General features: G+C 71.5%; 23 protein-coding genes. 14 read left to right on the top strand and 9 right to left on the bottom strand.

From position 1 onward, the window contains the following. Positions 1–5: 5 nt before the first annotated feature. Positions 6–2,093, bottom strand: coding sequence for a protein kinase (locus tag ACFMQL_RS40055; protein ID WP_378789969.1), 2,088 nt, complete (start codon positions 2,091–2,093; stop codon positions 6–8). A gap of 153 nt (positions 2,094–2,246) precedes the next feature. Here ACFMQL_RS40055 and ACFMQL_RS40060 point away from each other — a divergent pair, with 153 nt between their 5' ends. From ACFMQL_RS40060 to ACFMQL_RS40075, 4 genes are all read left to right on the top strand, one after another. Further along, positions 2,247–2,837 (top strand): MarR family transcriptional regulator, encoded by a 591-nt coding sequence (locus ACFMQL_RS40060; protein ID WP_364065014.1) that lies wholly within the window; start codon positions 2,247–2,249, stop codon positions 2,835–2,837. Between the two features lie 267 nt (positions 2,838–3,104). Beyond that, positions 3,105–4,724 (top strand): FAD-binding oxidoreductase, encoded by a 1,620-nt coding sequence (locus ACFMQL_RS40065; protein ID WP_378789971.1) that lies wholly within the window; start codon positions 3,105–3,107, stop codon positions 4,722–4,724. Positions 4,725–4,925: 201 nt separating this feature from the next. Continuing rightward, positions 4,926–5,171: a hypothetical protein gene (locus ACFMQL_RS40070; RefSeq protein WP_364065019.1), complete on the top strand. Its 246-nt coding sequence runs from the start codon at positions 4,926–4,928 to the stop codon at positions 5,169–5,171. 79 nt (positions 5,172–5,250) lie between these two features. Further along, complete coding sequence (locus tag ACFMQL_RS40075; RefSeq protein ID WP_364065023.1) at positions 5,251–5,631, top strand: hypothetical protein; 381 nt, start codon at positions 5,251–5,253, stop codon at positions 5,629–5,631. A 151-nt stretch (positions 5,632–5,782) separates the two neighbouring features. Here ACFMQL_RS40075 and ACFMQL_RS40080 read toward each other — a convergent pair whose 3' ends face one another. Next, positions 5,783–6,820, bottom strand: coding sequence for a methyltransferase (locus tag ACFMQL_RS40080; protein ID WP_378789973.1), 1,038 nt, complete (start codon positions 6,818–6,820; stop codon positions 5,783–5,785). A gap of 108 nt (positions 6,821–6,928) precedes the next feature. On the opposite strand from ACFMQL_RS40080, the gene lexA reads away from it, so the two are divergent. Next, the gene (gene lexA, locus ACFMQL_RS40085; protein ID WP_364065029.1) at positions 6,929–7,597 is read left to right on the top strand and encodes a transcriptional repressor LexA; all 669 of its coding nucleotides are present in this window, start codon (positions 6,929–6,931) and stop codon (positions 7,595–7,597) included. A 72-nt stretch (positions 7,598–7,669) separates the two neighbouring features. Here lexA and ACFMQL_RS40090 read toward each other — a convergent pair whose 3' ends face one another. Next, on the bottom strand, positions 7,670–8,485 hold the full coding sequence (locus ACFMQL_RS40090; RefSeq protein ID WP_364065031.1) for an SAM-dependent methyltransferase: 816 nt from the start codon (positions 8,483–8,485) through the stop codon (positions 7,670–7,672). Between the two features lie 192 nt (positions 8,486–8,677). Between ACFMQL_RS40090 and ACFMQL_RS40095 the strand changes: the two genes are divergently transcribed. Continuing rightward, a complete protein-coding gene (locus tag ACFMQL_RS40095) occupies positions 8,678–9,196 on the top strand; it encodes a peptidase inhibitor family I36 protein (RefSeq protein ID WP_364065034.1) in 519 nt (172 codons plus the stop codon). 270 nt (positions 9,197–9,466) lie between these two features. Here the strand turns inward: ACFMQL_RS40095 and ACFMQL_RS40100 are convergent, their stop codons facing one another. Then, positions 9,467–10,330 carry an IclR family transcriptional regulator gene (locus tag ACFMQL_RS40100; RefSeq protein WP_364065037.1) on the bottom strand — a complete coding sequence of 288 codons (864 nt, stop codon included), beginning with the start codon at positions 10,328–10,330 and terminating at the stop codon, positions 9,467–9,469. Between the two features lie 124 nt (positions 10,331–10,454). Here ACFMQL_RS40100 and ACFMQL_RS40105 point away from each other — a divergent pair, with 124 nt between their 5' ends. From ACFMQL_RS40105 to ACFMQL_RS40125, 5 genes are all read left to right on the top strand, one after another. Continuing rightward, positions 10,455–11,108, top strand: a complete 654-nt coding sequence (locus ACFMQL_RS40105) for an ABC transporter permease (protein ID WP_364065040.1) — start codon at positions 10,455–10,457, stop codon at positions 11,106–11,108. After that, positions 11,095–12,087: an ATP-binding cassette domain-containing protein gene (locus ACFMQL_RS40110; RefSeq protein WP_364065043.1), complete on the top strand. Its 993-nt coding sequence runs from the start codon at positions 11,095–11,097 to the stop codon at positions 12,085–12,087. The genes ACFMQL_RS40105 and ACFMQL_RS40110 overlap by 14 nt, the downstream gene beginning before the upstream one ends. Next, entirely contained in the window at positions 12,084–12,866 is a 783-nt protein-coding gene (locus ACFMQL_RS40115) for an ABC transporter permease (protein ID WP_364065046.1), read from the top strand. The genes ACFMQL_RS40110 and ACFMQL_RS40115 overlap by 4 nt, the downstream gene beginning before the upstream one ends. A gap of 71 nt (positions 12,867–12,937) precedes the next feature. Beyond that, positions 12,938–13,909 (top strand): glycine betaine ABC transporter substrate-binding protein, encoded by a 972-nt coding sequence (locus ACFMQL_RS40120; protein WP_364065049.1) that lies wholly within the window; start codon positions 12,938–12,940, stop codon positions 13,907–13,909. A 247-nt stretch (positions 13,910–14,156) separates the two neighbouring features. Beyond that, positions 14,157–15,002 carry a lytic polysaccharide monooxygenase gene (locus ACFMQL_RS40125; RefSeq protein WP_364065052.1) on the top strand — a complete coding sequence of 282 codons (846 nt, stop codon included), beginning with the start codon at positions 14,157–14,159 and terminating at the stop codon, positions 15,000–15,002. A gap of 98 nt (positions 15,003–15,100) precedes the next feature. Here ACFMQL_RS40125 and ACFMQL_RS40130 read toward each other — a convergent pair whose 3' ends face one another. Beyond that, complete coding sequence (locus ACFMQL_RS40130; RefSeq protein ID WP_364065055.1) at positions 15,101–17,176, bottom strand: alpha/beta hydrolase-fold protein; 2,076 nt, start codon at positions 17,174–17,176, stop codon at positions 15,101–15,103. Between the two features lie 206 nt (positions 17,177–17,382). Here ACFMQL_RS40130 and ACFMQL_RS40135 point away from each other — a divergent pair, with 206 nt between their 5' ends. Together ACFMQL_RS40135 and ACFMQL_RS40140 are read left to right on the top strand one after the other, a co-directional pair. Next, positions 17,383–18,537, top strand: coding sequence for a GDSL-type esterase/lipase family protein (locus ACFMQL_RS40135; RefSeq protein WP_378789979.1), 1,155 nt, complete (start codon positions 17,383–17,385; stop codon positions 18,535–18,537). 181 nt (positions 18,538–18,718) lie between these two features. After that, positions 18,719–19,078 carry a cupin domain-containing protein gene (locus ACFMQL_RS40140; protein ID WP_364065060.1) on the top strand — a complete coding sequence of 120 codons (360 nt, stop codon included), beginning with the start codon at positions 18,719–18,721 and terminating at the stop codon, positions 19,076–19,078. An 82-nt stretch (positions 19,079–19,160) separates the two neighbouring features. Here the strand turns inward: ACFMQL_RS40140 and ACFMQL_RS40145 are convergent, their stop codons facing one another. After that, positions 19,161–19,502, bottom strand: coding sequence for a TetR family transcriptional regulator (locus tag ACFMQL_RS40145; RefSeq protein WP_364065062.1), 342 nt, complete (start codon positions 19,500–19,502; stop codon positions 19,161–19,163). A 4-nt stretch (positions 19,503–19,506) separates the two neighbouring features. On the opposite strand from ACFMQL_RS40145, the gene ACFMQL_RS40150 reads away from it, so the two are divergent. Next, the gene (locus ACFMQL_RS40150; protein WP_378789981.1) at positions 19,507–19,848 is read left to right on the top strand and encodes a dihydrofolate reductase family protein; all 342 of its coding nucleotides are present in this window, start codon (positions 19,507–19,509) and stop codon (positions 19,846–19,848) included. 101 nt (positions 19,849–19,949) lie between these two features. On the opposite strand, the gene ACFMQL_RS40155 is transcribed toward ACFMQL_RS40150, so the two are convergent. From ACFMQL_RS40155 to ACFMQL_RS40165, 3 genes are all read right to left on the bottom strand, one after another. After that, positions 19,950–20,276: a hypothetical protein gene (locus ACFMQL_RS40155; RefSeq protein WP_364065063.1), complete on the bottom strand. Its 327-nt coding sequence runs from the start codon at positions 20,274–20,276 to the stop codon at positions 19,950–19,952. A 7-nt stretch (positions 20,277–20,283) separates the two neighbouring features. Beyond that, complete coding sequence (locus tag ACFMQL_RS40160; RefSeq protein WP_364065065.1) at positions 20,284–20,652, bottom strand: YciI family protein; 369 nt, start codon at positions 20,650–20,652, stop codon at positions 20,284–20,286. A gap of 604 nt (positions 20,653–21,256) precedes the next feature. Continuing rightward, the gene (locus tag ACFMQL_RS40165) at positions 21,257–21,865 is read right to left on the bottom strand and encodes a hypothetical protein (RefSeq protein WP_364065067.1); all 609 of its coding nucleotides are present in this window, start codon (positions 21,863–21,865) and stop codon (positions 21,257–21,259) included. Positions 21,866–22,016 lie beyond the last annotated feature (151 nt).

The following is a 22,016-nucleotide window of genomic DNA, read 5'->3' on the forward strand; positions in this document are numbered from 1 at the left end:
GTCGATCAGGGGGCGGTGTCCGTCCAGGTGTGCGCGCCCACGGTCACGGTGGCGGCGGCGCTCACCTCGTACGGCTTGGTGAGATCGATCGGCGCGGACTCCAGCGTCGCCCGGTCGAGCGTGACCGCGACGCCCGTCCCCGCGAACGCCGGCTTGGCGGTCACCTCCTTGCCGAACGCCACGACGGTCCACGCGCCCTTGGCACCCGTGAGCGTCACCGTCGCGCTCTCCCCCGACTGGGTGAACGTGGCGGTCCAGCGGCTCTCCCCGGCGCCCTCCGCCGGAGGCTCGGCCGGGACGGCACCGCCGGTGAGCCACTCCAGCCGCACGCTGTCCTCGCCGCCCTTGGCCACCGCCGCCGTCAGGTCCGCGTACGCGGGCGGCGTGCCCGCACCTGGACCGCCCGGCCTGGCGTCACCGGCCGCGTCGCGCACGGCGGCGCCCAGGAACGGCGGCTCCTCCGGCTTCGGCATGCGGCAGGTCAGGTCGGCCTTGGTGGTCTCGTCCGCCTTGACCTTGGCGAGCGTCCAGCACTTGGTGCCGCCGAGCAGCGTCTGGAGGCGGTATCCGCCGGGGAGCAGCGAGAAGCGATAGCCGTCGCGGTCGGCGCGCCGGCCGGTCACGCGCTTGCCCTTGTCGTTGAAGACCTCGACCAGGCCGGGCTGGTACTCCTTGGGCGCGGACGCGCCCGCGTACCGGATGCCGCCCACGATCGCGCCCTCCGCCGGGGTGGGCGTGGGGTCGGCGGGCTCAGGGGACGGGGACGTGGTGGTCCGCGAGGTCTTCGGGGTCTCGCTCGGCTCGGGCTCCTTCGTGTTCGTCACGAAGTCGGGCGTGGGGTCGGCCGGGCGGGACGCCTCCGCCGTCACCTCGGCTCCGGCCTGCGCCGGCGTACGCGCGTCGTCCGGCAGCAGCGCCCACGCGGCGGCGGCCGCGATCGCGGCGCCGGCCAGCGCGCCCGCGGTGGCCGCCGCCCGCTTCCGGCTTCCTGCCCGCTCACGGCTCCTGGCCCGGGCGCGGGTCGTCCCGTCGGCCGCTCTCCCCGCCGGCTCCGCGCCTCCGCCGCGCGGTCCCGCCGGGCCCCTGGCCGCGCCCGCACCGCCGCGTGTCCCGGCCGCCCGGTCCGGGGCGCCGCCCTGCGGCTCCGCCGGGCGTGCGGCCGTCTCAGGGGCGCCGTCGCGCGGGCTCGCCGCTGACGCGGTCTCCGTGCGCTGGCCGGGGACGGGGAAGCCGTCGGTCAGCGGCGAGTCGCCGCTCACCTGGGCGGACAGGGCGCGGGCCGCCGCGGCCATGGCGGCGGCGCTGGGCCAGCGGGCCGCCGGGTCCTTGGCCAGGGCGCGCATCACGACCTCCGCGACCGCCGCGGGCACGTCGCCGGGCAGCGGCGGCGGCGGGTCATGGACGTGCTGGAGCGCGATCGCGACCGCGTTCTCGCCGCGGAACGGCGGCCGTCCCGCCAGGCACTCGTACGCGACCACGCCCAGCGCGTACACGTCCATGGCGGCGCTCGGCTCTGCGCCTTCGGCCTGCTCGGGCGCGCAGTAGGTGGCGGTGCCCAGCACGATGCCGGAGGCGGTCAGCTTGTGCCCCTCGGCGGCGCGGGCGATGCCGAAGTCGGTCAGCACGACGCTGCCGTCGGCCTTGACGATGAGGTTGGCCGGTTTGACGTCCCGGTGCACCACGCCGTTGTCGTGCGCGGCCTGCAGCGCCTCGGCGGTCTGGGCGACGAGGTCGAGCGTCGCACCCGCCGAGATGCGCCCCCTGCGCTCGAGCAGCAGGTGCAGCGGCTCGCCGTCGAGGTATTTCATCACCAGGTACGGCGTGCGCCGCCCGTCCACGTCGGCGATCCCGTAGTCGAACACCCCCACCACTCCGGGATGCTCGACGGTGGCCATCGCCCTGGCCTCGGCGTGGAAGCGGGCCACCGCGTCGCCGTCGAGCCCCGACCGCACGGTCTTCACCGCCACGACGCGATCGAGCAGGATGTCCCGGGCCCGCCAGACCTCGCCGTGTCCCCCGCTGCCCAGCCGCGACAGCAAGCGGTAGCGGCCCGCCAGCACGGTCTCCGGCATGATCATGTTCGTCCGGTCCACCTTTCACTCCGATAAGCCCCCGTTCTACTTGAAGACGTTGGAAGTGCCGTAACGGTTCGGCGATCCGCGAAATCGGGCAGAACGGGCAAGGCTTGAAGCTGGACCTATACTTCGGAAGCCGGATTTCCGCTCGCAGGCGATAGGGAGGGCCGCGTGCCCGGGCAACGGTCGATCACCGAGGCGGAGAAGCTGGTCGAGGCCAGGCTCGGCGACATGCCGATCGACCGCGAGCGCATGGCCGTGGTGGCGAACATCTACCGCGCCGCGGCCGCCGTACGCCAGCACCTGGAGAACGCCGTCCTGCGCGGCAGCGGCGATCTCACCTGGACCGCGTTCGTGGTGCTGTGGGTGATCTGGCTGTGGGGCGAGCCGGAGAGCCGCCACGTCGCCCAGGAGGCCGGCATCTCCAAGGGCACGCTGACCGGCGTCCTGCGCACGCTGGAGTCGCGCGGGCTGGCCCGGCGGCTGCGCCATCCCACCGACGGCAGGCTCGTGCTCTGCCGGCTGACCGCCGCGGGCGAGGAGTTCATGCGGCGGTCGCTGCCCGCCTTCAACGCCGAGGAGGTGTTCGTCACCTCCCGGCTCGACGGCGAGACCTGCCGGGCGCTGGCCGACGGGCTGCGCCAGGTCGTGCTCCAGGTGGAGGAGCAGGGCGAGGCGCGGCGGCTGGCGCTGCTCGCCGGTGCCGAACCCGCGCCGCGCCGCAGCGGACGCCGCCGCCGCTCCCCCGCCGCCCAAGACTGATCACCCGCGTTCCTCCCCCGCCGCCCGGGACCGACCACCTGCGTCAAGGCGCCGCGTATCAACCGGCCACCTGCGCCAGGACGCCGCGTATCAACCGGCCACCCGCATCAAGACACCGCTTACACCCGGCCGCCTGCATCAAGGCACCCGCGGAAGAGTGCAATCAGGCACGCCCGGGGGTGTACTTAGGTGCATTCCCCGGCCGGCGGGCCGCTCCTAGCGTCGGTGAGGCACTGAGAGATCACCTCACCACTAGGAGTCGCAGATATGAGTGACGTCACGCGCCGGCGACTGCTCGGCGGCACGACCGTGCTCGGCGGGGCCGCCACCGCGGGCCTGCTTCCGGCGCTGCCCGCCGCCGCCACGACCGCCACGGGGAAGGACCCCGGCCTCGTCCGCGTCGGGAAGCCGGACCCGCGATACGCGGACCTCGTCGTGCGCGGCATGAACCAGCGCTTCCGCCCCCAACCCGAGTACTTCCACGTGGTCACCTCCACCGAGCAGGTGGTCAAGGCCGTCGGGGACGCGGTACGCGCGGGCAAGCGGGTGACGGTGCGCAGCGGCGGCCACTGCTACGAGAACTTCGTCGGCGACGGCGCGCAGGTCGTCATCGACATGTGCGAGATGAACAAGGTGTACTTCGACGAGCGGCGCGGCGCGTTCGCCGTCGAGCCAGGGGCGACGCTGATGGACGCGTACCGGACGCTCCACCTCGGCTGGGGCGTGACGCTGCCCGGCGGCCAGTGCGGCACCGTGGCGGCCGGCGGTCACATCGTGGGCGGCGGGTACGGCGCCCTGTCCCGCAAGTACGGGCTCACCGTCGATTACCTGCACGCCGTGGAGGTCGTGGTGGTGGACCGGTCGGGCCGGGCCCGCGCGGTCGTCGCCACCCGCGACCCGCGCGACCCCCATCACGACCTGTGGTGGGCGCACACCGGAGCCGGGGGCGGCAACTTCGGCATCGTCACCCGCTACTGGCTGCGCGATCCGAAGGTCAAGGGCAACGACCCCGCCACGCTGCTGCCCAAGCCGCCCGCCGCGCTGCTCACCGGCGTCGCGTACTGGCCGTGGAAGGGCATGACGAAGGAGTCGTTCCGCAGGCTGGTCCGCAACCATGGCGAGTGGCACGAGCGCAACAGCGATCCCGGCTCCCCGTACGCCTCGCTGTTCGGCGTGCTCATGCTCAACGGCAAGAGCGACGCGGCCGACCCCGGCGGCATCACGCTGGCCTGCCAGATGGACGCCACCGTCCCCGACGCCGAGAAGAAGATGCGGGCGTTCTTCGCCGCCGTGGCCGAAGGGGTCAAGCCGGACATGACGGTCCTGCCGATCGAGCGGCAGCCGTGGTACCACGCGGTGCGCTCGTTCGCGCTCAGCGAGGCCGAGCAGTCCAGCCACTTCAAGGTCAAGTCCAGCTACCTGCGCAAGCGCTTCACCGACCGGCAGATCGACGTCGCCTACGACCACCTCAGCAGGCCCGCCTCCATGCCGCGGACGCTGTGGGCCATCTCGTACGGCGGGCAGGTCAACACCGTGCCGTCCGCCGCCACCGCCACCGCCGAGCGCGACTCCATTCTCAAGGTCATCTGCCTGTCCTCCTGGCAGGACGGCCAGGACGGCGCCGCCCAGCTCCAGTGGGTGCGGGAGCTGCACCGGGACCTGTACGCGACCACCGGAGGCGTGCCGGTGCCGGGCGGGAACTGCGGCGGCGCGTACATCAACTACCCCGACATCGACCACGCCGACCCGAAGTGGAACACCTCCGGCGTCCCGTGGACGACCCTCTACTACGGCGGGAACTACGCCCGGTTGCAGCGGGTGAAGGCGCGCTGGGATCCGCGCGACGTCTTCCGCCACGCCATGTCGATCCGCCTCCCCAAGCCCTGACCCGCTCCGGGGACCCGCCCTCGCGGCTCGCCCCGCCGCCCCCTCACCCTGGCGCTGCCGGCGGTTGCCGCTCCCTCATGTGGGAAAACTGCTCATCGGAGACTTCGCGTCCGCCTGCGGCTCCTCCCCGCAGGCTGTCCCGGCCCTCCTGCGTCCCCGCCCAGGGCGAGGAGGAACCCCCGTCAGGCCGAGGAAGTCGCCGTGCGCAAGGACCTGTGGATGCTGATCGTGCCGCTGATGTTCTTCGACTTCCTTTACGGAATCGGACACCCGGACTCCGATTTCGCGGGAGTGGTCTTCGTCATCCTCGCTTTCCTGCTCGCTGTCGTCCTGACCCCGGCTGACTCCGGTCGCAGGAGCAGTGACTACGGCGGCGGTGGCGCGAGCTACGGGGGCGGAGGCGGAGGCGGCGGCTTCGGCGGCGATGGAGGCGACGGGGGCGACTGACCCGATCCCGGCGTCCGGGGCTGCTGCGGTGCTGGCCGGGCGGAGAGGGGGCTTTTAGGCTGGGTACGAGGTGATTGTCATGTACGAGACACATGTCCAGCCTCATCGTTACGTCGCCTGGAAGGACCCCGGCGACCCCGACGCCGAGGAGGAGTGCCGCGTCTGCGGGGAGCCGGAGGATCCCCGGCGGCCAGGACTGCACCGTGGCGAGATCGCGCCCGAGCGGCCCGCCGACCCGGCCGAGCTGCCGCTGCTCGACCACCTCGTACAGGTGATACGCACCGAGCTGGCCGACACCCGGGTGCCGCTGCTCGACGCGCACCTCGACATCCTCGCGCGGCGGGCCGCCAACGCCCTGTACCTGCGCGGGGCGATCCGGCCCCGGCGCTCCGACTGGCGCCCGCCCGCCGGTCACGGCGTACGCGGCGGCGACCGGCGAGCGGGGTCCTGCCCGACCTAGCGGCCAGCTGGGTCCCGCCCGACCCAGCGGCCAGCTGGGTCCCGCCCGACGTGGCGGCGAGCGGGGTCCTGCCCGACGTGGCGCGGTTTCAGCGGGTCCCGGTCGGTGGGCAGGTGAGGGTCCGGCCTACGGCGCGTACCCCGGTGGCGGTTCAAGCGGCGGCCGGGGTACAGGTGAGTACGAGGTGGCCGAGCGGGGTCATGTGCGTGCCGGTCACCTCCAGCGACGCGGCGTCCGCGAGGGCCCGGTACTGCTCCAGGGTGCGCTCGCGACCTCCATTGATGACCAGCATGCGCAGGTCCATCTCGGCGCGCATCGCCGGCGCGGCGTCCGTACCGCCGTGAAACTCGATCACGACGATCCGGCCGCGCGGGCCGGCCGCCTCGGCGCAGCGGCGCAGGATGCGTACGGCGGAGCCGTCGTCCCAGTCGTGGATCACGCGGCGGAGCACGTAGACGTCGGCTCCGGCGGGCAGCGGGTCGAAGAAGCTCTGCCCGGCGAAGGAGCAGCGATCGTCCAGTCCGCGATCGGCCAGGAACCGGCGGCCGCGCCCGGCCGTGTCCGGCAGGTCCACGAGGGTGCCGCGCAGGCCGGGGTGTGCCCGCAGCAGCTCGGCGAGCAGGACGCCGGTGCCGCCGCCGACGTCGGCGACGTGCCGTACGCCGGACCAGTCGAAGCCGGCGGCGGCGTCGGCCAGGTAGTCGGAGCCGTCGGCCATCATGGCGTCGAACGTCGCGCCCAGGTGCTCGTCGGAGGCCAGGTGCGACCAGATGGACAGCCCGAAGACCGTCTCCCAGGCGGGCTCCCCGGTCCGTACGGTGTGCAGCAGCCCGGTGCAGGCGAGGTCCATGCGCCCGCCGAAGCCGTCGAGGTCGAGGCGGGCCCGCATCCCCGAGGGATGGCCGGAGGCCAGAAGCGCCGCGGGCTCGTTCACCGCGAACACGCCCGGCTCGGGCTCGGTGTAGACGCCCTGATGGGTCAGGTGGCGCAGCATCCGGTCCAGCGCGTCGGCGTTCGTGCCGCTGCGCCGGGCCAGCTCCTGCACCGGTACGCGGTCGCCGCCGATGAGGTCGGTCAGGCGCAGGGTGGCCGCCACGCGTACCGCCATGGGCGTGACCAGGTCCGTCACCGGCGCGAGCACCTTCCACGCCGACTCCCACGCCGCCTCGCCGCCCGCTGCCTCCGTCATGCCCGCCTCCTTCCACGCCCTGAGAGTACGAAGGCAGGGCCGTAGGCGACAGGCCCTTTCCGGAGCCTGACGCCGCGATGACCACGCCGCGGTGCGGCAGGCTCTAGCATGTCGCCGGTGAGCACCTACGGCGGCCCCGACGCGTTCGAATACCTCGACCTCCAATCGCTGCCCCGGCGGCAGCAGCACATCCTGGCCACGATCAGGGACCACGTGGTCAGATACGGCTACCCGCCGAGCACGCGCGAGATCGCCAAGGCGGTGGGGCTGCGCTCGGCCTCGTCGGTGTCGAAGCACCTCAAGGCGCTGGAGGACCAGGGGCTGCTGCGCCGGAGCTCGACGATGACGCGGCCGATCGACGTGCGGTCGTTCCTGCGCCCCGAGTCCGCCGAGCCGAGCGCCGACCTGGTGAGCGTGCCCGTGGTGGGCGACATCGCGGCGGGCGTTCCCATCCCGGCCGATGAGGTGATGGACGAGGCGCTGACGCTGCCGCGCGACCTGACGGGGCGGGGCACGGTGTTCGCGCTGCGGGTGCGCGGCGACTCGATGATCGAGGCGGCGATCTGCGACGGCGACATCGTCATCGTGCGGCAGCAGCCCGAGGCGCACTCGGGGCAGATCGTCGCCGCGATGATCGACGGCGAGGCCACCGTCAAGGTGTTCCGCCGCCGGGGCGGGCACGTCTACCTCGAGCCGCGCAACCCGGCGTACGAGGTGATCGACGGCGACGAGGCCACGGTGCTGGGCATCGTGGTGTCGGTGCTGCGCAGCGTCTGACCGCTCAGCGTCCCACCAAGCGGGGTCTGACGCTCAGCGTCTCACTAAGCGGGTCTGACACGGCGAGCCGGGTCAGGGCTTGCGGCCGAGACCGCCGTACTGGAACACCTCGCGGTCTTGGAAGCTGGTCTGCGGATCGGGACGCCACTTCGGCAGCGAGACGACGCCGGGCTCCAGCAGCTCGAACCCGTCGAAGAAGGCGCGCAGCTCCTCCTCCGTGCGCAGCGTCAACGGGGTGGCGCCGCTGGCGTTCCACGCGGCGGCGGCCTTGTCCATCGACGGGCTGTGCACGCTGTGCGCGATCGCGAGGTAGCTGCCGGACGGGAGCGCGTCCACGAGCGTGCGGACCGAGCGGTGGGCCGGCTCGGCGTCCGGCACGAACTCCAGCACGCCCATCAGCAGCAGCGCGACCGGGCGGGAGAAGTCAAGCGTGCGGGCCGCGTCGCGCAGGATCGGCTCGGGTTCGCGCAGGTCGGCGTCGAGGTAGTCGGTCGCGCCCTCCTCGGTGCCCACCAGCAGCGCCCGCGCGTGGGCCAGCACGATCGGGTCGTTGTCGACGTACACGATCCTGGCCTTGGGGTTCACCCGCTGGGCCACCTCGTGCGTGTTGTCGGCGGTGGGGATGCCGGTGCCGACGTCGAGGAACTGGTCGACGCCGCACTCACCGGCCAGGTGGCGCACGACGCGGCCGATGAACTCGCGTTCCGCGCGCGCGTTGACCGGCAGGTCCGGCATCACCTCCACGATCTCGTCGCCGACCTGGCGGTCGGGGGCGTAGTTGTCCTTGCCGCCGAGCCAGTAGTTCCAGACCCTGGCGGGGTGCGGCACGGAGGTGTCCATCCGCTCGGCCGGCGCGGCGCGGTCCGCCCTTCGGCGCTCCTCCCCCATCACGACTCCCCATCAGTAACATTTTTCACGTTTCAGTGATCAACATAGACCGCATCGGCCGCCTTCGCAGGGAGAACGCCGCAGGTCCCGCCATCAGCTCAACACGGGCTCAACACAGGCTCAACACGGCGCCTCCTAGCGTCTCCCCCGACGGATCGACACCGTGATCCACTTCGAAAAGGGGGAGACGATATGAGCGTTCTCGGACGCGGCACCGGCCGGGCACGGCGCACGCTGGTACGGGCCGGCGCGGTGATCGCCGCGGGCGCCGTCGTGGCGGGCGGGCTCAACGCCGCCCCGGCCCAGGCGGCGGCCAACGCCGCGCGGATCAACGCGTACCTGGCGGCGATCCCGCACGGCACGAAGATCAGCAACAACGAGATCGCCTGGGAGGGCGGCTCGGTGCGGCTGCTGCTGTCGGCCACGGCGGCGTCCTGCCCGAGCGGCTGGTACTGCGTGTACGAGCACAGCAACTGGCGCGGCGCCATGGCGAAGTGGCGTTCGTCACCGGCGCGATGCAAGAAGTTCGAGTTCACCCGCTACTGGCGGGACAAGATCTCGTCGTTCTGGGCGCGCGGCAACTGCGAGCGCAACAACTACTTCCTCAAGGACAAGAAGAAGTGGCAGCCGGACCCGTTCCAGCTCTTCGAGGGCAAGAAGGCGTACGTCCGCTACAACGACCGCTACGACTACGCCGCCAAGGGCCTGTGAGACGGGCCGGAGACAAATCTTCTGAGGCGTGTCGATTCCGGCGCCGCGTGTTCGACGCGCTGGCGGAAAGGCCGGTGGCCGGCCCCGGCGCACCGCCGGGGCCGCGCACCGGCCCCGCCCGGAGGGCCGGCACCCCGAGGCCCCCATCGGATCGCTGGACGCGCAGCATCTCCCCATGGACCCGCATGTGGTCGTCCAGGGCGAGCGCGTGCCTCACGTCCGCTGCCGCGTCCGCCGCTCGCACCCGCCGCAGCCGCCTGAGCCGCCCCGCTAGGGCTCGACGCGGGAGTCCGGCCGGGCGGCGGCGGGGCGGCCCGGTCTGCGGGGGCGGGGCTGCTCCGCCGCGGGCCGGGGGCTCGACGTCGAGTGTCCCAGCGCGATCGAGAACTCCGCCGCCGTCTGCGCGACGATCTCACCGATCTCGTGCAGCCGGGACCGGCCGGCGGCCCGGGTGACCGACACGCTCAGCGCCGCCGTGATCAGCCCCCGGTGGTCGCGTACGGGCGCCGACACCGCGATCTCGCTGTCGTCCAGCTCGGTGTCGGAGATCGCGTACCCGGCCGAGCGAGCGTGCGCGATGTCGGCCAGCCACTGCTCCTCGCTGCTCACCGCGCTGTCCAGCCCCGACGGCAGGGTGGCCTTCAGCAGTTCGCGAACGCGGTCGTCGTCCCAGTCAGCCAGCAGCGAACGCCCCGCCCCGGCCATGATGACCGGCACCGACACCCCCTCCCAGACCCGGTGGTAGGCCCGCGACGAGGGCACCGACAGCAGGGTCAGGACCATGCTGCCGCGCAGCACGCACAGGTAGGCGTCCTCGTCGAACGCGGCGGCCAGGCGCCGCACGTAGGGCGCGGCCAGGCGGACCAGCCGCGCATGCTGGGTGCGGGCGGCCAGCGCGAACAACCGCCACCCCAGGCGATAGCGCCTGGTCAGGGGATCCCGCTCGACCATGCCTTCGAGCTCCAGCGACCGCAGGGCCCGCGAGACCTGGCTCTTCTCGCGGCCCAACCGCTCGGCGATCCAGCTCACGCCGAAGCCGTCGGCGTCCCGATCATCCCCATGACCTGCCAGCACTTCGAGGATCTCCAGGTCCCGGCGTAGCCCGGCCGAGGACAGTGGCGGCTTCTCCGTCATCCTTGTCCGTTCGTAACGAAAGCATTGCACTAGTGTTGCGCTCACTGCATCACATTTTGCGCTCACCGCAACAGATCGCATACGTTTGCGAATCCATGCAAGCGTAAGCGAAGGTGGTCACTTCATGAGTTTCGGCGAGTACGTGGTCTCTCGATGGGACACTCTCTCGCTGGCCGCCGCGGAACATGCTTTGGTCGTGGGGATCGCGATCCTCATCGCCACCGTGATCGGCGTCGGCATCGGACTCCTCTCCTACGACCGGCCGAGAGTGCGCGGCAGCTCGATAGCGGTCTCGGCGGCGGTGCTCACGATCCCCTCGCTGGCGCTGCTCACCCTGCTCATCCCGATCACCGGGCTGGGCTGGGGTTCGACGCTGGTCTCGCTCGTCGTGTACGCGTTCCTGCCGATCATCCGCAACACCGTGACCGGGCTCAACGGCCTGGACGCGGCCACCGTGGAGGCGGGACGCGGGATGGGCCTGACCCGTACGCGGGTGCTGTTCCAGGTGCAGCTCCCGCTGGCCTGGCCGCTGATCCTCGCCGGCGTGCGGATCTCGGCGCAGATGCTCATCGGCATCGCCGCCATCGCCGCCTTCGTCGACGGCCCCGGCCTCGGCAACCAGATCTTCGAGGGTCTGTCCAGGCTCGGCTCGGTGAACTCACTCAACGCCACGCTCGCCGGCACCCTCGGCGTCGTGGTCGTCGCCGTGCTGTTCGACCTGTTCTTCTTCGCCGTCCGCCTACTGACCACCCCGAGGGGGCTTCGTGTTCGACCGTGACTCCGAAGGCGTGCGCATCGAGCTGCGCTCGCTGACCAAGCAGTACCCGGGGCAGGAGGCCCCAGCGGTCGACAACGTCACCCTCGACATCCCCGCAGGCGAGCTCGTGGTGTTCGTGGGGCCGTCGGGGTGCGGCAAGACGACGACGATGAAGATGATCAACCGGCTGGTCGAGCCGACGTCCGGCGAGATCCGCATCGGCGGCCAGGACGTGCTCAGCCTCAACCCGGACGAGCTGCGCCGCCACGTCGGGTACGCCATCCAGCAGGTCGGCCTGTTCCCCCACCTGACCGTGGCGCAGAACATCGGCCTGGTGCCCAAGCTGCTCGGCTGGCCCGCGGCCAAGATCGCCGAGCGGGTCGAGGAGCTGCTCGCGCTGGTCAGCCTGGAGCCGTCCGCGTTCCGCGACCGCTACCCGCGCCAGCTCTCCGGAGGCCAGCAGCAGCGCGTCGGCGTCGCCCGCGCCCTGGCCGCCGACCCGCCCGTGATGCTCATGGACGAGCCGTTCGGCGCCACCGACCCGATCACCCGCGAGCACCTGCAGAACGAGTTCGTCCGCCTGCAGAAGCAGCTCCGCAAGACGATCATCTTCGTCACCCACGACTTCGAGGAGGCCATCAAGCTGGGCGACCGCATCGCGATCCTGCGCGAGCGCTCCCACATCGCCCAGTACGACACCCCGGCCAACATCCTCGCCAGCCCCGCCGACGACTACGTGGCCAGCTTCATCGGCCAGGACGGCACGCTCAAGCGGCTGGCCCTGCTGCGGGTCGAGGACGTGCCGGTGGAGAGCCCCGAACCCGACCCCGCGCTCCCCCAGGTGGCGGCCGGCACCACGCTGCGCGAGGCGCTCGACTTCATGCTGGCCCACGGCACCGACCGGTGCAGCACGCCGTCGGGGGTGGTGACGTACGCCACGCTCTGCGCGGCGGTCGGCGCACCGGAACAACAGCGCGCGGGGAGCGGAGGTGGCCGATGACCGCCCAGACGCTGCCCGCCGCCACGGCGGCGCCGGTCCGCCCGCTCGAACGGCGCTTCCCCCACCTGCGCCAGCTGCTGTTCACCCCGTTCGCCGTGGCCGTCGTGCTCGTCGCCCTGTACGCGTGGGTCGGCACGCTCGAGCTCGACTCCATCGAGCAGCGCAGCCTCAACACCTCGGTCATCCTCACCAAGGCCGTCGAGCACCTGAAGATGACGGCCGCCGCGACGTTCCTCGTCGTGATCATCGCGATCCCGCTCGGCATCGTCGCCTCGAGGGCCCGCAACAAGCTCATCGCCCCGATCATCCTCACGGTGGGCAACCTGGGCCAGGCCGTCCCCGCCATCGGCCTGCTGGTGCTCGCCACGTTCCTCATGGGCGTCGGCTTCAAGACCGCGCTGGTCGGCCTGGTCGCCTACGCCGTGCTGCCGGTGCTGCGCAACACCATGGTCGGCGTCCAGCAGGTGGACCCCGCGCTCATCGAGGCCGCGCGGGGCATGGGCATGACCCGCGGCCAGGTGCTGTGGCGGGTGGAGCTCAAGCTCGCGGTGCCGGCGATCCTGGCCGGTCTGCGTACCGCGCTCGTGCTGACCGTCGGCGTGGCCACGCTCGGCGCGTTCGTCGCCGCCGGCGGCTTCGGCGAGCTGATCATCAACGGACTCAAGCTGAACCGCATGCCCGTCACCATCGTCGGCGGCGTGCTCACCGCGTGCATCGCGTTCCTCATCGACTGGCTCGGCGGTCTGGCCGAGCACGTGCTCAAGCCGCGCGGCATGTGATCTTCCCCTGGAAATCCCCCCGTTTCGTCAAGCAGTACTCGTAAGCAACCCCCACACGAGGTGTATCCGACATGCGTTTCCGTCCCCTCAGGACGACCCTCACCTTTCTCGCCGCCGCGGCGCTGACCCTGTCGGCGAGCGCGTGCGGCGGCGCCGACGCCGTCGAAACGGGAAGCGCCGGCAACGAGCTGGCGGGCGCCAAGTTCGTCGTCGGCTCCAAGGACTTCACCGAGAACATCATGCTCGGCAAGATCGCGGTGCACCTGCTGAAGGCGCACGGCGCGGAGATCGTGGACAAGACGAACCTCGGCGGCACCGTGCCGAACCGTAAGGCGCTGGAGTCCGGCGAGATCGACCTGTACTGGGACTACTCGGGTACGGGCTGGATCGAGTTCCTCAAGAACACCAAGCCGATCCAGGACTCGGCCGAGCAGTTCAAGGCCACCGCCGAGGCGGACCTGAGCAAGAACAAGATCAAGTGGATCGGGCCGACCCCGCTCAACAACACCTACGCCCTGGCCATCCGCTCCGAGAAGGCGCAGGAGCTGGGCGTCAAGACCGTCTCCGACGTGGCCGAGCTGCTCAAGACCAAGCCGCAGGAGGTCACGCTCTGCATCGAGACGGAGTTCTCCACGCGTGACGACGGCCTGCCCGGCCTGTCCAAGGCGTACGGCATGGAGATCCCGAAGAACCAGGTGAAGCTGCTCGACACCGGCGTGGTCTACACCGAGACCGACAAGGGGCAGACCTGCAACTTCGGTGAGGTGTTCACCACCGACGGCCGGATCGCCGCGCTCGGCCTGACGGTGCTGGAGGACGACAAGAAGTTCTTCCCGATCTACAACGCCGCCGTGACGGTGCGGCAGGAGACGTTCGAGAAGTACCCGGCGCTGGAGAAGGTGCTGCAGCCGGTCATCGCCAAGCTGGACGACGCCACCATGCAGCAGCTCAACGCCCAGGTGGACGTCGAGGGCATGGAGCCGGACAAGGTCAGCGCCGAGTGGCTGAAGAAGGAGGGCTTCCTGGGCTCGGACGCGGCTTGAGCCGGGTTCACCGGACTTTCGCCGTACGCCGGGTCGGACGCGGCCTGATCCGCGTTCACCGATAGCTCTCGCCGCACCCCCTTCGGTGGGAGAGATGCGAGCGGCCCGCGCCATCATGGCGCGGGCCGCTCCTGCGTTCGGGGATCGGACCGGTCCATTGACCGGAACCGCTTGCGCGTCAGTCAGAAATCGTTAATTCTTAGTAAGGTTTCCTTTTTAATCCTGTCCTCACCCCCCAGGAGCGCAGGTGCGCAAGAGAACGTTCGTCGCCACCGTCACCGCGGCCACCGGAGTGCTGGTGCTGCTGCCCGCATCCGCCGCCCACGCCCACGGCACCATGTCCAACCCGCCGAGCCGCGTCTACGTCTGCAAGAACGAAGGCCCGGAGTCGCCGAAGTCCGAAGCCTGCAAGGCGGCCGTCGCCGCCGGCGGCACCCAGGCGTTCTACGACTGGAACGAGGTCTCGCTCCTCGAAGCGGGCGGCAGGCACCGCGAGCTCATCCCCGACGGCAAGCTCTGCAGCGCGGGCCGCGACAAGTACCGCGGCCTCGACCTCCAGCGGGCCGACTGGCCCGCCACCCCCGTGCGGCCCGGCGACTTCACGCTCACCTACCACGCGACCGCCCCGCACGCGAACAGCAACTTCGAGTTCTACATCACCCGCGAGGGCTGGAACCCCACCATGCCCCTCAAGTGGTCGGACCTGGTGCACATCAAGACGTTCACCAACCAGAACCCGACCACGTTCACGAACTGGACCATCACCCTGCCGCAGCGCACCGGCCGGCACATCCTCTACTCGATCTGGCAGCGCGTGGTCGGCAGCAACGAGGCCTTCTACACCTGCTCCGACATCGACTTCGGCGGCGGCGGCACGCCCGGCCCCGGCCCCGAGCCGGAGCCCGAGCCCAGCCCCACGCCGACGGACCCGAACCCCGACCCGCAGCCCGGCGGCACCTGGAGCCCGAACCATGCGTACGGCGTCGGCGACCGGGTGACGTACGGCGGCGCGACGTACGAGTGCATCCAGGCGCACACCTCGCTCACCGGCTGGGAGCCGCCGAACGTGCCCGCCCTCTGGAGGCGCGTCTGACCTTCCTCGACAGAGGCGCCTGACCGTCGTAGAGAGGGATCCGCTGTAGGAGGGATCGTCCGCTTCGCCGGCGGACGATCCCTTCCTGTTTCATGGCTTCAGTGCTGGACGGTGGCGAGGAAGACGTCGCCGTTGCCGAGCGCGCGGCCGCCCTCCGGCGTGCCGTACGTCAGGCCCGCGATCGCCACCTTCCCCTCCCCCGCCGCGGCGGCGTAGACGTTGGGCTCGGAGAACGGGTCCACGGCGTCGTCCCTGGCGGTGCCGAGCTGGGCGGCGGCGCGCTGACCGCCCTTGGCGTCCAGGCGGAGCGCCACCACGTCGGCGCCGCCCGCCGGCACCCCGACCTTGCCCCGGGTGTAGCCGACCACCTCGACCTCGCCGCCGGGCAGCGCGGCCAGCGCGGCGCCCTCGTCCGCCTGGGCGGTGGCGAGCGAGTGCTGCCAGCGGCGCTTTCCCCGGTCGGTGTAGGCGACGGTGAGCGCGTCTCCGGAAGCGGCACCCGTGGCGACGACCAGGCCGGTGGTGGTGACGGTGACCGCGTTGAGCCGGTCGTCTCCCGCGCCGCCCTCGGTGGCGGCCCAGGTCCTGGCGCCGTCGGCGGTGTAGGCGGCCAGCCAGCCGTCCATGCCGCCGCGCGCGGTCGTGCCGGGCATGGCGGCCGAGGTGCTGCCGGTCAGGTAGAGGCCGGCGGGCGCGGCGGCGACGCCGGTGGCCTTGTCCTCGCCGGGGCCGCCGTACTGGCGGATCCACGCCACCTCGCCGCCGGGCGTGATACGGGCGGCGATGGCGTCCTTGTCTCCGGCGTTCTCGCCGTCCAGCGCGCCCTTGGTGTAGCCGGCGACGTACGCGCCTCCGTCAGGGGCGGCGGCCAGCCCGTAGACGCGGTCGGCGGCGTCCGGCGCGCCGAACTGGGTGATCCAGCGGACCTCGCCGTCCGCGCCGATCCTGACCACGAACGCGTCGTCGCCGGTGTTGCCCGCGTGCTTCCCGTCCAGGTCGCCCTTGGTGTATCCGGCCGCGAGCACGCCGCCGTCCGGCAGCGCGGCGACCCCGTACAGGCGCTCGTCGGCGGGGGTGGAGATGCGGCGCGTCCAGCCGCCGATCCTGCTCACGACGGCGTCCAGGTTGCCGTTCTCCGTGGTGGCGTACCCGATGGTCAGGGTGCCGTCGGCGGAGGCGGCGACGCCGCCCGCCCAGTCGACGCCGGAGCCGCCGTGCAGCGGGGCGGGCAGGCCCGTCGGCGGGGTGACGCTCAGTGCGGGGCCGAGGTCGGCCATGGCCTGCTCGAACGCGGGCGTCCAGACGTCCCAGTCGTGGCCGCCGTCCAGCACCCGGAGCTGCGCGGAGATCGCGGGCGAGCGGCGGGCGGCGTTGTAGAGCGCGGCGGACTCGAAGTCGAGGTCGTGGCGGGCGTCGGCGGGGTCGGGGTTGGCGTACTCGTCGTCGCCGACCGCCACGAACAGCCGTACCGGCAGGTCGGGGTCGAGATCCGGCAGCAGGGCCGGGTAGTTGAGCTCCTTGTAGACCTCGTCGTCGAACTTCTCGCCGCCCTTGCCGAACGCGCCGTAGTCGCGGGCCGAGGAGTCGGACGGCGGCAGCGGCGTGTAGACGGCGGGGCTGAGCACGGCGGCGGCGCCGAACAGGTCCTGATGGGCGAGCGCGTAGCGCAGCGCGCCCGCGCCGCCCATCGAGTAGCCGCCGACCAGGCGGGCCTGCCTGATGGGCGCCGTCCGGTACGTCGCGTCCACGTGCTTGACGAGGTCCCTGGTCAGCGCCGTCTCCACCGGGCGGCCCGGCAGGTCGGCGCCGGTGTACCGGGAGTCGACGTACCAGCTTCCGCGCTCGCTCCAGGGGGCGTCCGGCATGACGGCGATGACGGGCGGGATGCGCTTGGTCCTGATCATGTCGTCGAGGGTCGTCTTGACCCGGGTCCACGCCTGCATGCTGTCGCCCCGGCCGTGCAGCAGGTAGAGCACGGGGTGGCGGGCCTTGTCCCGGTCGTAGCCGGCGGGCAGGTAGACGTTGTAGGCGATGTCCTCGCCCAGGGCCGGTGAGGGCGCGGCGCCGGTCGTGATCGTCCCGCCGGCCCGCACATCGGTCTGGCCGGGAACGCTCAGGCTGAGCGCGGTGACGACGGCGAGCGCGCCGGCGGTGATCCATCGGGGCAGGGGCATCGACCACTCCTGTAAACGTTTACCGAACGCGCCTCATGTTTCGGGAGAGTTTCATGGGGCGGGGGGTTCCTGTCAACCGGTCACGTGATCACCCGCCGGACAAGGCGGCCGCGCGGCGCCGACCGGCGACACCGTGGCCGAACTTAATACTTTTAAGTTGCTGCATAATAGGTATAACTTCTCCCTTCTTCTCCCAGGCCGAGGCGATGAACAGCGAACTGATCACCACACCCGTGACCGCGGATCTGCTGCGGGGCGCGCTCGACGTGGAGCGCACGCCGTACGGGCTGCTCCCCCACCGGCTGCCCGCGCGGGCGCGCAGGCAGATCCCCGACGAGCAGCTCGCCATGGCCGAGAGCCAGCCGTCCGGCGTGCGGCTCACCTTCCGCACCGCCGCCACCGTCATCGAGCTGGACACGCTGCCCACCAAGCGCGCCTACCGCGGGCTGCCGCAGCCGCCGGACGGCGGGTACGACCTGGTGATCGGCGGGCGGCTCGCCGCCCAGGCCACGGTGCCGGGCGGGCGGGTGCGCATCACCGACCTGACAAGCGGGGTCGTCGAGCTGCGCGAAGGGCCTGGCACCGCCCGCTTCACCGGCCTGCCCGCCGGTGACAAGGACGTCGAGATCTGGCTGCCGCACAACGAGACCACCGAGCTCGGCGCCCTGCGTACCGACGCGCCGGTCTCGCCGGCGCCCTCCGGCGGGCGGCGGGTGTGGCTGCACCATGGCAGCTCGATCAGCCACGGCTCCAACGCCACCCACCCCACCGCCATCTGGCCCGCCCTGGCCGCCGCTCTCGGCGGGGTCGAGCTGGTCAACCTGGGCTTCGGCGGAGGCGCGCTGCTCGATCCGTTCACCGCCCGTACGATGCGGGACACCCCGGCGGACCTCATCAGCGTCAAGATCGGCATCAACCTGGTCAACTCCGACGCCATGCGGCTGCGTGCCTTCGCTCCCGCCGTGCACGGCTTCCTCGACACGATCAGGGAGGGGCACCCGGAGACGCCACTGCTGGTCGTATCGGCCATCCTCTGCCCGATCCAGGAGCACACGCCGGGGCCGCTGACGGCCGCGCTCGAGGACGGCACCGTACGCTTCCGGCCCACCGGCGACCCGGCGGACCGCGCGTCCGGCCGCCTCACCCTCGACGTCATCCGCGGCGAGCTGTCCCGCATCGTCGCCGAACGGGCCGCCGACGACCCGCACCTGCACTACCTCGACGGCCGCTCCCTCTACGGCGAGCGCGACCACGCCGAGCTGCCGCTGCCCGACGACCTGCATCCGAGCGAGGAGGGGCACCGCCGGATCGGGACGAACTTCGCCCGCCTGGCCTTCGGCCCGGGTGGCGCGTTCGCGTGAGGGGGCGGCCCCGCCGGGGGCGGCAGCGTCGCTTGCGCGGCGGCTCCGCACGAGGGGCGATTGGGGGCGGCACCACGCGGGGAGCGGCGCCCCGCCGATGACGGGCCATTTGCCCAGTTCATCGGCTTGTGAGGGGTTTCGTCCGGTGAAAGACTGGAGGTTGACGGAAGGGGGGACCGTCATGATCGAGGTCAAGAACATCGACAAGCCGGACGAACGCCGCGACTTCCCCATGGGGCATCTGGAAGTCTGCAACCTGTCCGGATGCACCTTCGGCATCGCCACGTTCGAACCGGGCTGGCACTGGTCGGAGTCCGTCAAGCCGATCGCGGGCACCGACTCCTGCCAGGTGCACCACAACGCGTTTGTGGTGCAGGGCAGGATGCGGCTGCACGCCGACGACGGCACGGAAGCCGAGATCGGGCCTGGCGACATCTTCGTCTGCCCACCGGGACACGACGCCTGGGTGGTAGGCGACGAACAGGTCATCATGTACGACTTCGCCGGCGGCGCCGCAACGTACGCCAAGGCGTCCACGTAGGCCGTGCACAGGGCCGGCGACAACGGCCGGCCCGCCAACGGGCAAAGCGGTGGCCGGGCGACGCGCCGGCGATGAGCAGATGTCAGTCGTCGCTCAGCATCCGCCTGACCGCAACGTCCACCAGGTCGTGGATCTCCTGCTCCGTGAAGATCTCGGGCAGAGTCAGACGTTCGACGATGAGCCAGTTGAGCGATTCGCGACTGCGCGCAATGGTGGCCTCATCGGGCAGCAGCCGCTCATAGATCCGCCCGCCCACCTGGGTGAACAGGTCGTCGCGGGAGGAGAAGTAGTTGGACGCGGTGCCGACGGGCACGCCCGCTCCCGCATCGACGGCACGAAAGGTCAGCCCGCGCGCTCCCTCTCTGGCGAGCACCTCGACGGCCGCGTCGATCAGCGCCCGTCGCCGCTCAGGATTCTTCCGCACTAACGTGCCCACCACCAGCCCGTACGCGCACCTGCGCCAGTACGTCGTCTCCCGCACGATCACCATCGACGACCCGGCCGTCCAGGTGGAGCGGGGCGACCCCATCGAGCTGGTACGCAGGCTGAAGGCCGAGGACACCGGCCTCGACATCTACCTGGGAGGCGGCGGCAAGCTCGCCTCGTCGCTGCTGCCGGAGATCGACGAGCTCATCGTCAAGAGCTACCCCGTGGTTGCGGGCGGGGGCATCCCGATGTTCAACGGCGGCTTCCAGCCCACCCTGTTCACGGTGACGCACCGGGAGGTCTTCAGCAACGGCTCCCAGGTCACCTGGCTCACCAGGTCCTGATCGGCGGGTGGGCGCGGTCGCACGCGCATCGGCCACCGGCGCGCGACCGCGCCGCCCCGGCGATCGGCCCAGGTCCTCACGTCGGACCTGGGGGGTGGTCGTCACATCTCCATGCCGTCCGGCGTCATCACCGGCCGTACGTCGACGCCGCCGCCACGGCCGCCGAGGAGCAGTACGGCCAGCTCCACGGCGCGTTCGCGATCCGCGCACTCGATCACGTACTGTGCGGCGGCGGGCGGGCGGGCCTGGACGTACGTCCCGCAGCTCACGCGCGGCACGCCGTCCAGAACCCGTACGACGACACCGATGGACGGATCGGCGAGCGCGTGCCCGCCGATCAGCTCGCCCGCCTCACCCGTCACGGCCAGGAATCTCCCGTCCCCGAGGCCCTCCTCCGGCTCGCGATGCAGGGTCAGGACGAAACGCACCGCCCGCTCAGTCCTCGCCCGTCGCCGAGAAGACGACCGGGCGCACCTCGATGCCGAGGCCGTCGACCGCCGCGTCGGGAATGAGCGCGGCCAGCTCCAGAGCACGCTCGCGGTTTTCGACCTCGACCAGGTAGTAGCCGCCGAAGTACTCCTTGGCCTCCAGGTACGGCCCGTCGGTCACGGCCGGGACGCCACCGCGGACGCGGACCACGGCGCTCTCCGACGGATCGCCCAGCGCGGCGGTCTCGATCAGCTCGCCGGACTTCTTGATCGTCTCCATGAACGCGCCGTGGCCGTTCATCACCGCGTTGCGCTGCTCCTCGGTCAGCCCGTCCCAGACCTGCGGGTTCACGTGCATGATCAACAGGAACTTCACGTCGTCTCCTTCGCACGGACGGCGGCACCGCCATCGGCGCCGCTCACCAGGTAGTCGGGGCGGCCGCGGCGTCTTCGACATGCCGGAGCCACCAATGTACGCGCGACCGCCACAGACAGCGCCGGCACCGATAAAAGCACAGGCCAGACGGTAAAAGTTGGGCGATGAAGCCCCCAGGGGGCGTTTCGCGGGAAGGATCCGGCGAACCGCCGGGTTGCCGTAAATGTTGGCATCAATATGCGAGTACGAAGTACCGCACTTCGCTAAGTAACGGGGGTTGTCATGGCGATGCTGCACTACCTCGGTTTGATGGGTTTCGGGGCCGCCCGCCCGCCGAAGGATCTTCCCGGTGGGGGCAGTAACGGTGGGAACGCCGGCTCTAGCGCCCGCCGCCGGCGCCGCCGCCGCTGAGCGGAGGTCACCGAGGTGACCGATCACATGACAGAACACGAGAGGGCCGAACGCACACAGCGTCCGGCCCTCTCCTTGCGTCCGGCCCTCTCCTTGCGTCCGGCCCTCTCCTTGCGTCCGGCCCTCTCCTTGCGTCCGGCCCTCTTCTTGTGTCCGGCCCTCTTCTTGTGTCCGGCCGTCTCTCGTGTGCGGCTCAGCAGGTGGGCGCTTTCGGGACGTCCTCGCCGTACTTCGCCCACGAGCACACCGTGCGGAACGCGATCTTCCACCGGCCGCCCTGCTGCACCGCCTTGCCCCGTCTGCTCGACAGCAGGGTCCGCTCGCCGCGGCGCAGCACGTACGACACCTGGGCCTGCGTCGGCGAGTCGAAGCGCACGTTCCTGACCCGGCTCGACATGTGGCCGAACCGCTCGTCCGTGGCGAACGCCTGCACCATCAGCTCGTTCATCTCGCCGTTCTCCACGATCTTCACCTTGGCCGCGGTCGAGCCGCGCTCGTCGAAGAACGTCTCCCAGGCGCGTCTGATCTCCCCCTCGGCGCGGGCCGGGTTGGGGGGCTCCGACGCGGTGGCGCTGGGGGAACCGCTCGACGTCGTGGAGGCCGTCGGGCTGAGCGTGCCCGCCTCGGGTGACGTGCCGGACGGCGGCGCGGAGCCGGTGGGAGATGTCGCGCCAGGGCTCGGGGTCGCCCGCGGTTCCTGCTCGCCGGAGCAGCCCGCCGTGAGGAGCGCGGCCGTGGCCATGATGGCGCAGATCTTCTTCGTGACGGTGGGGGTGGTCGTCGCGGATCGGGCGGGTTTCACGGTCTCGCCCTTGAGACCTCAGTACGCATGGGCACGCGACGACCGTATGGGGACGGCCGGAGATTCGCCAAGCAGTACGGCCATGTGTCCCGCAGACGGCACGCCGCGCCTGGCCGGGACCAGGCGGTGCGCGGGCATGCACCGATGCGCA

This window comes from Nonomuraea fastidiosa, from assembly GCF_042751225.1.
In the GTDB taxonomy this organism is placed as follows: domain Bacteria; phylum Actinomycetota; class Actinomycetes; order Streptosporangiales; family Streptosporangiaceae; genus Nonomuraea; species Nonomuraea fastidiosa.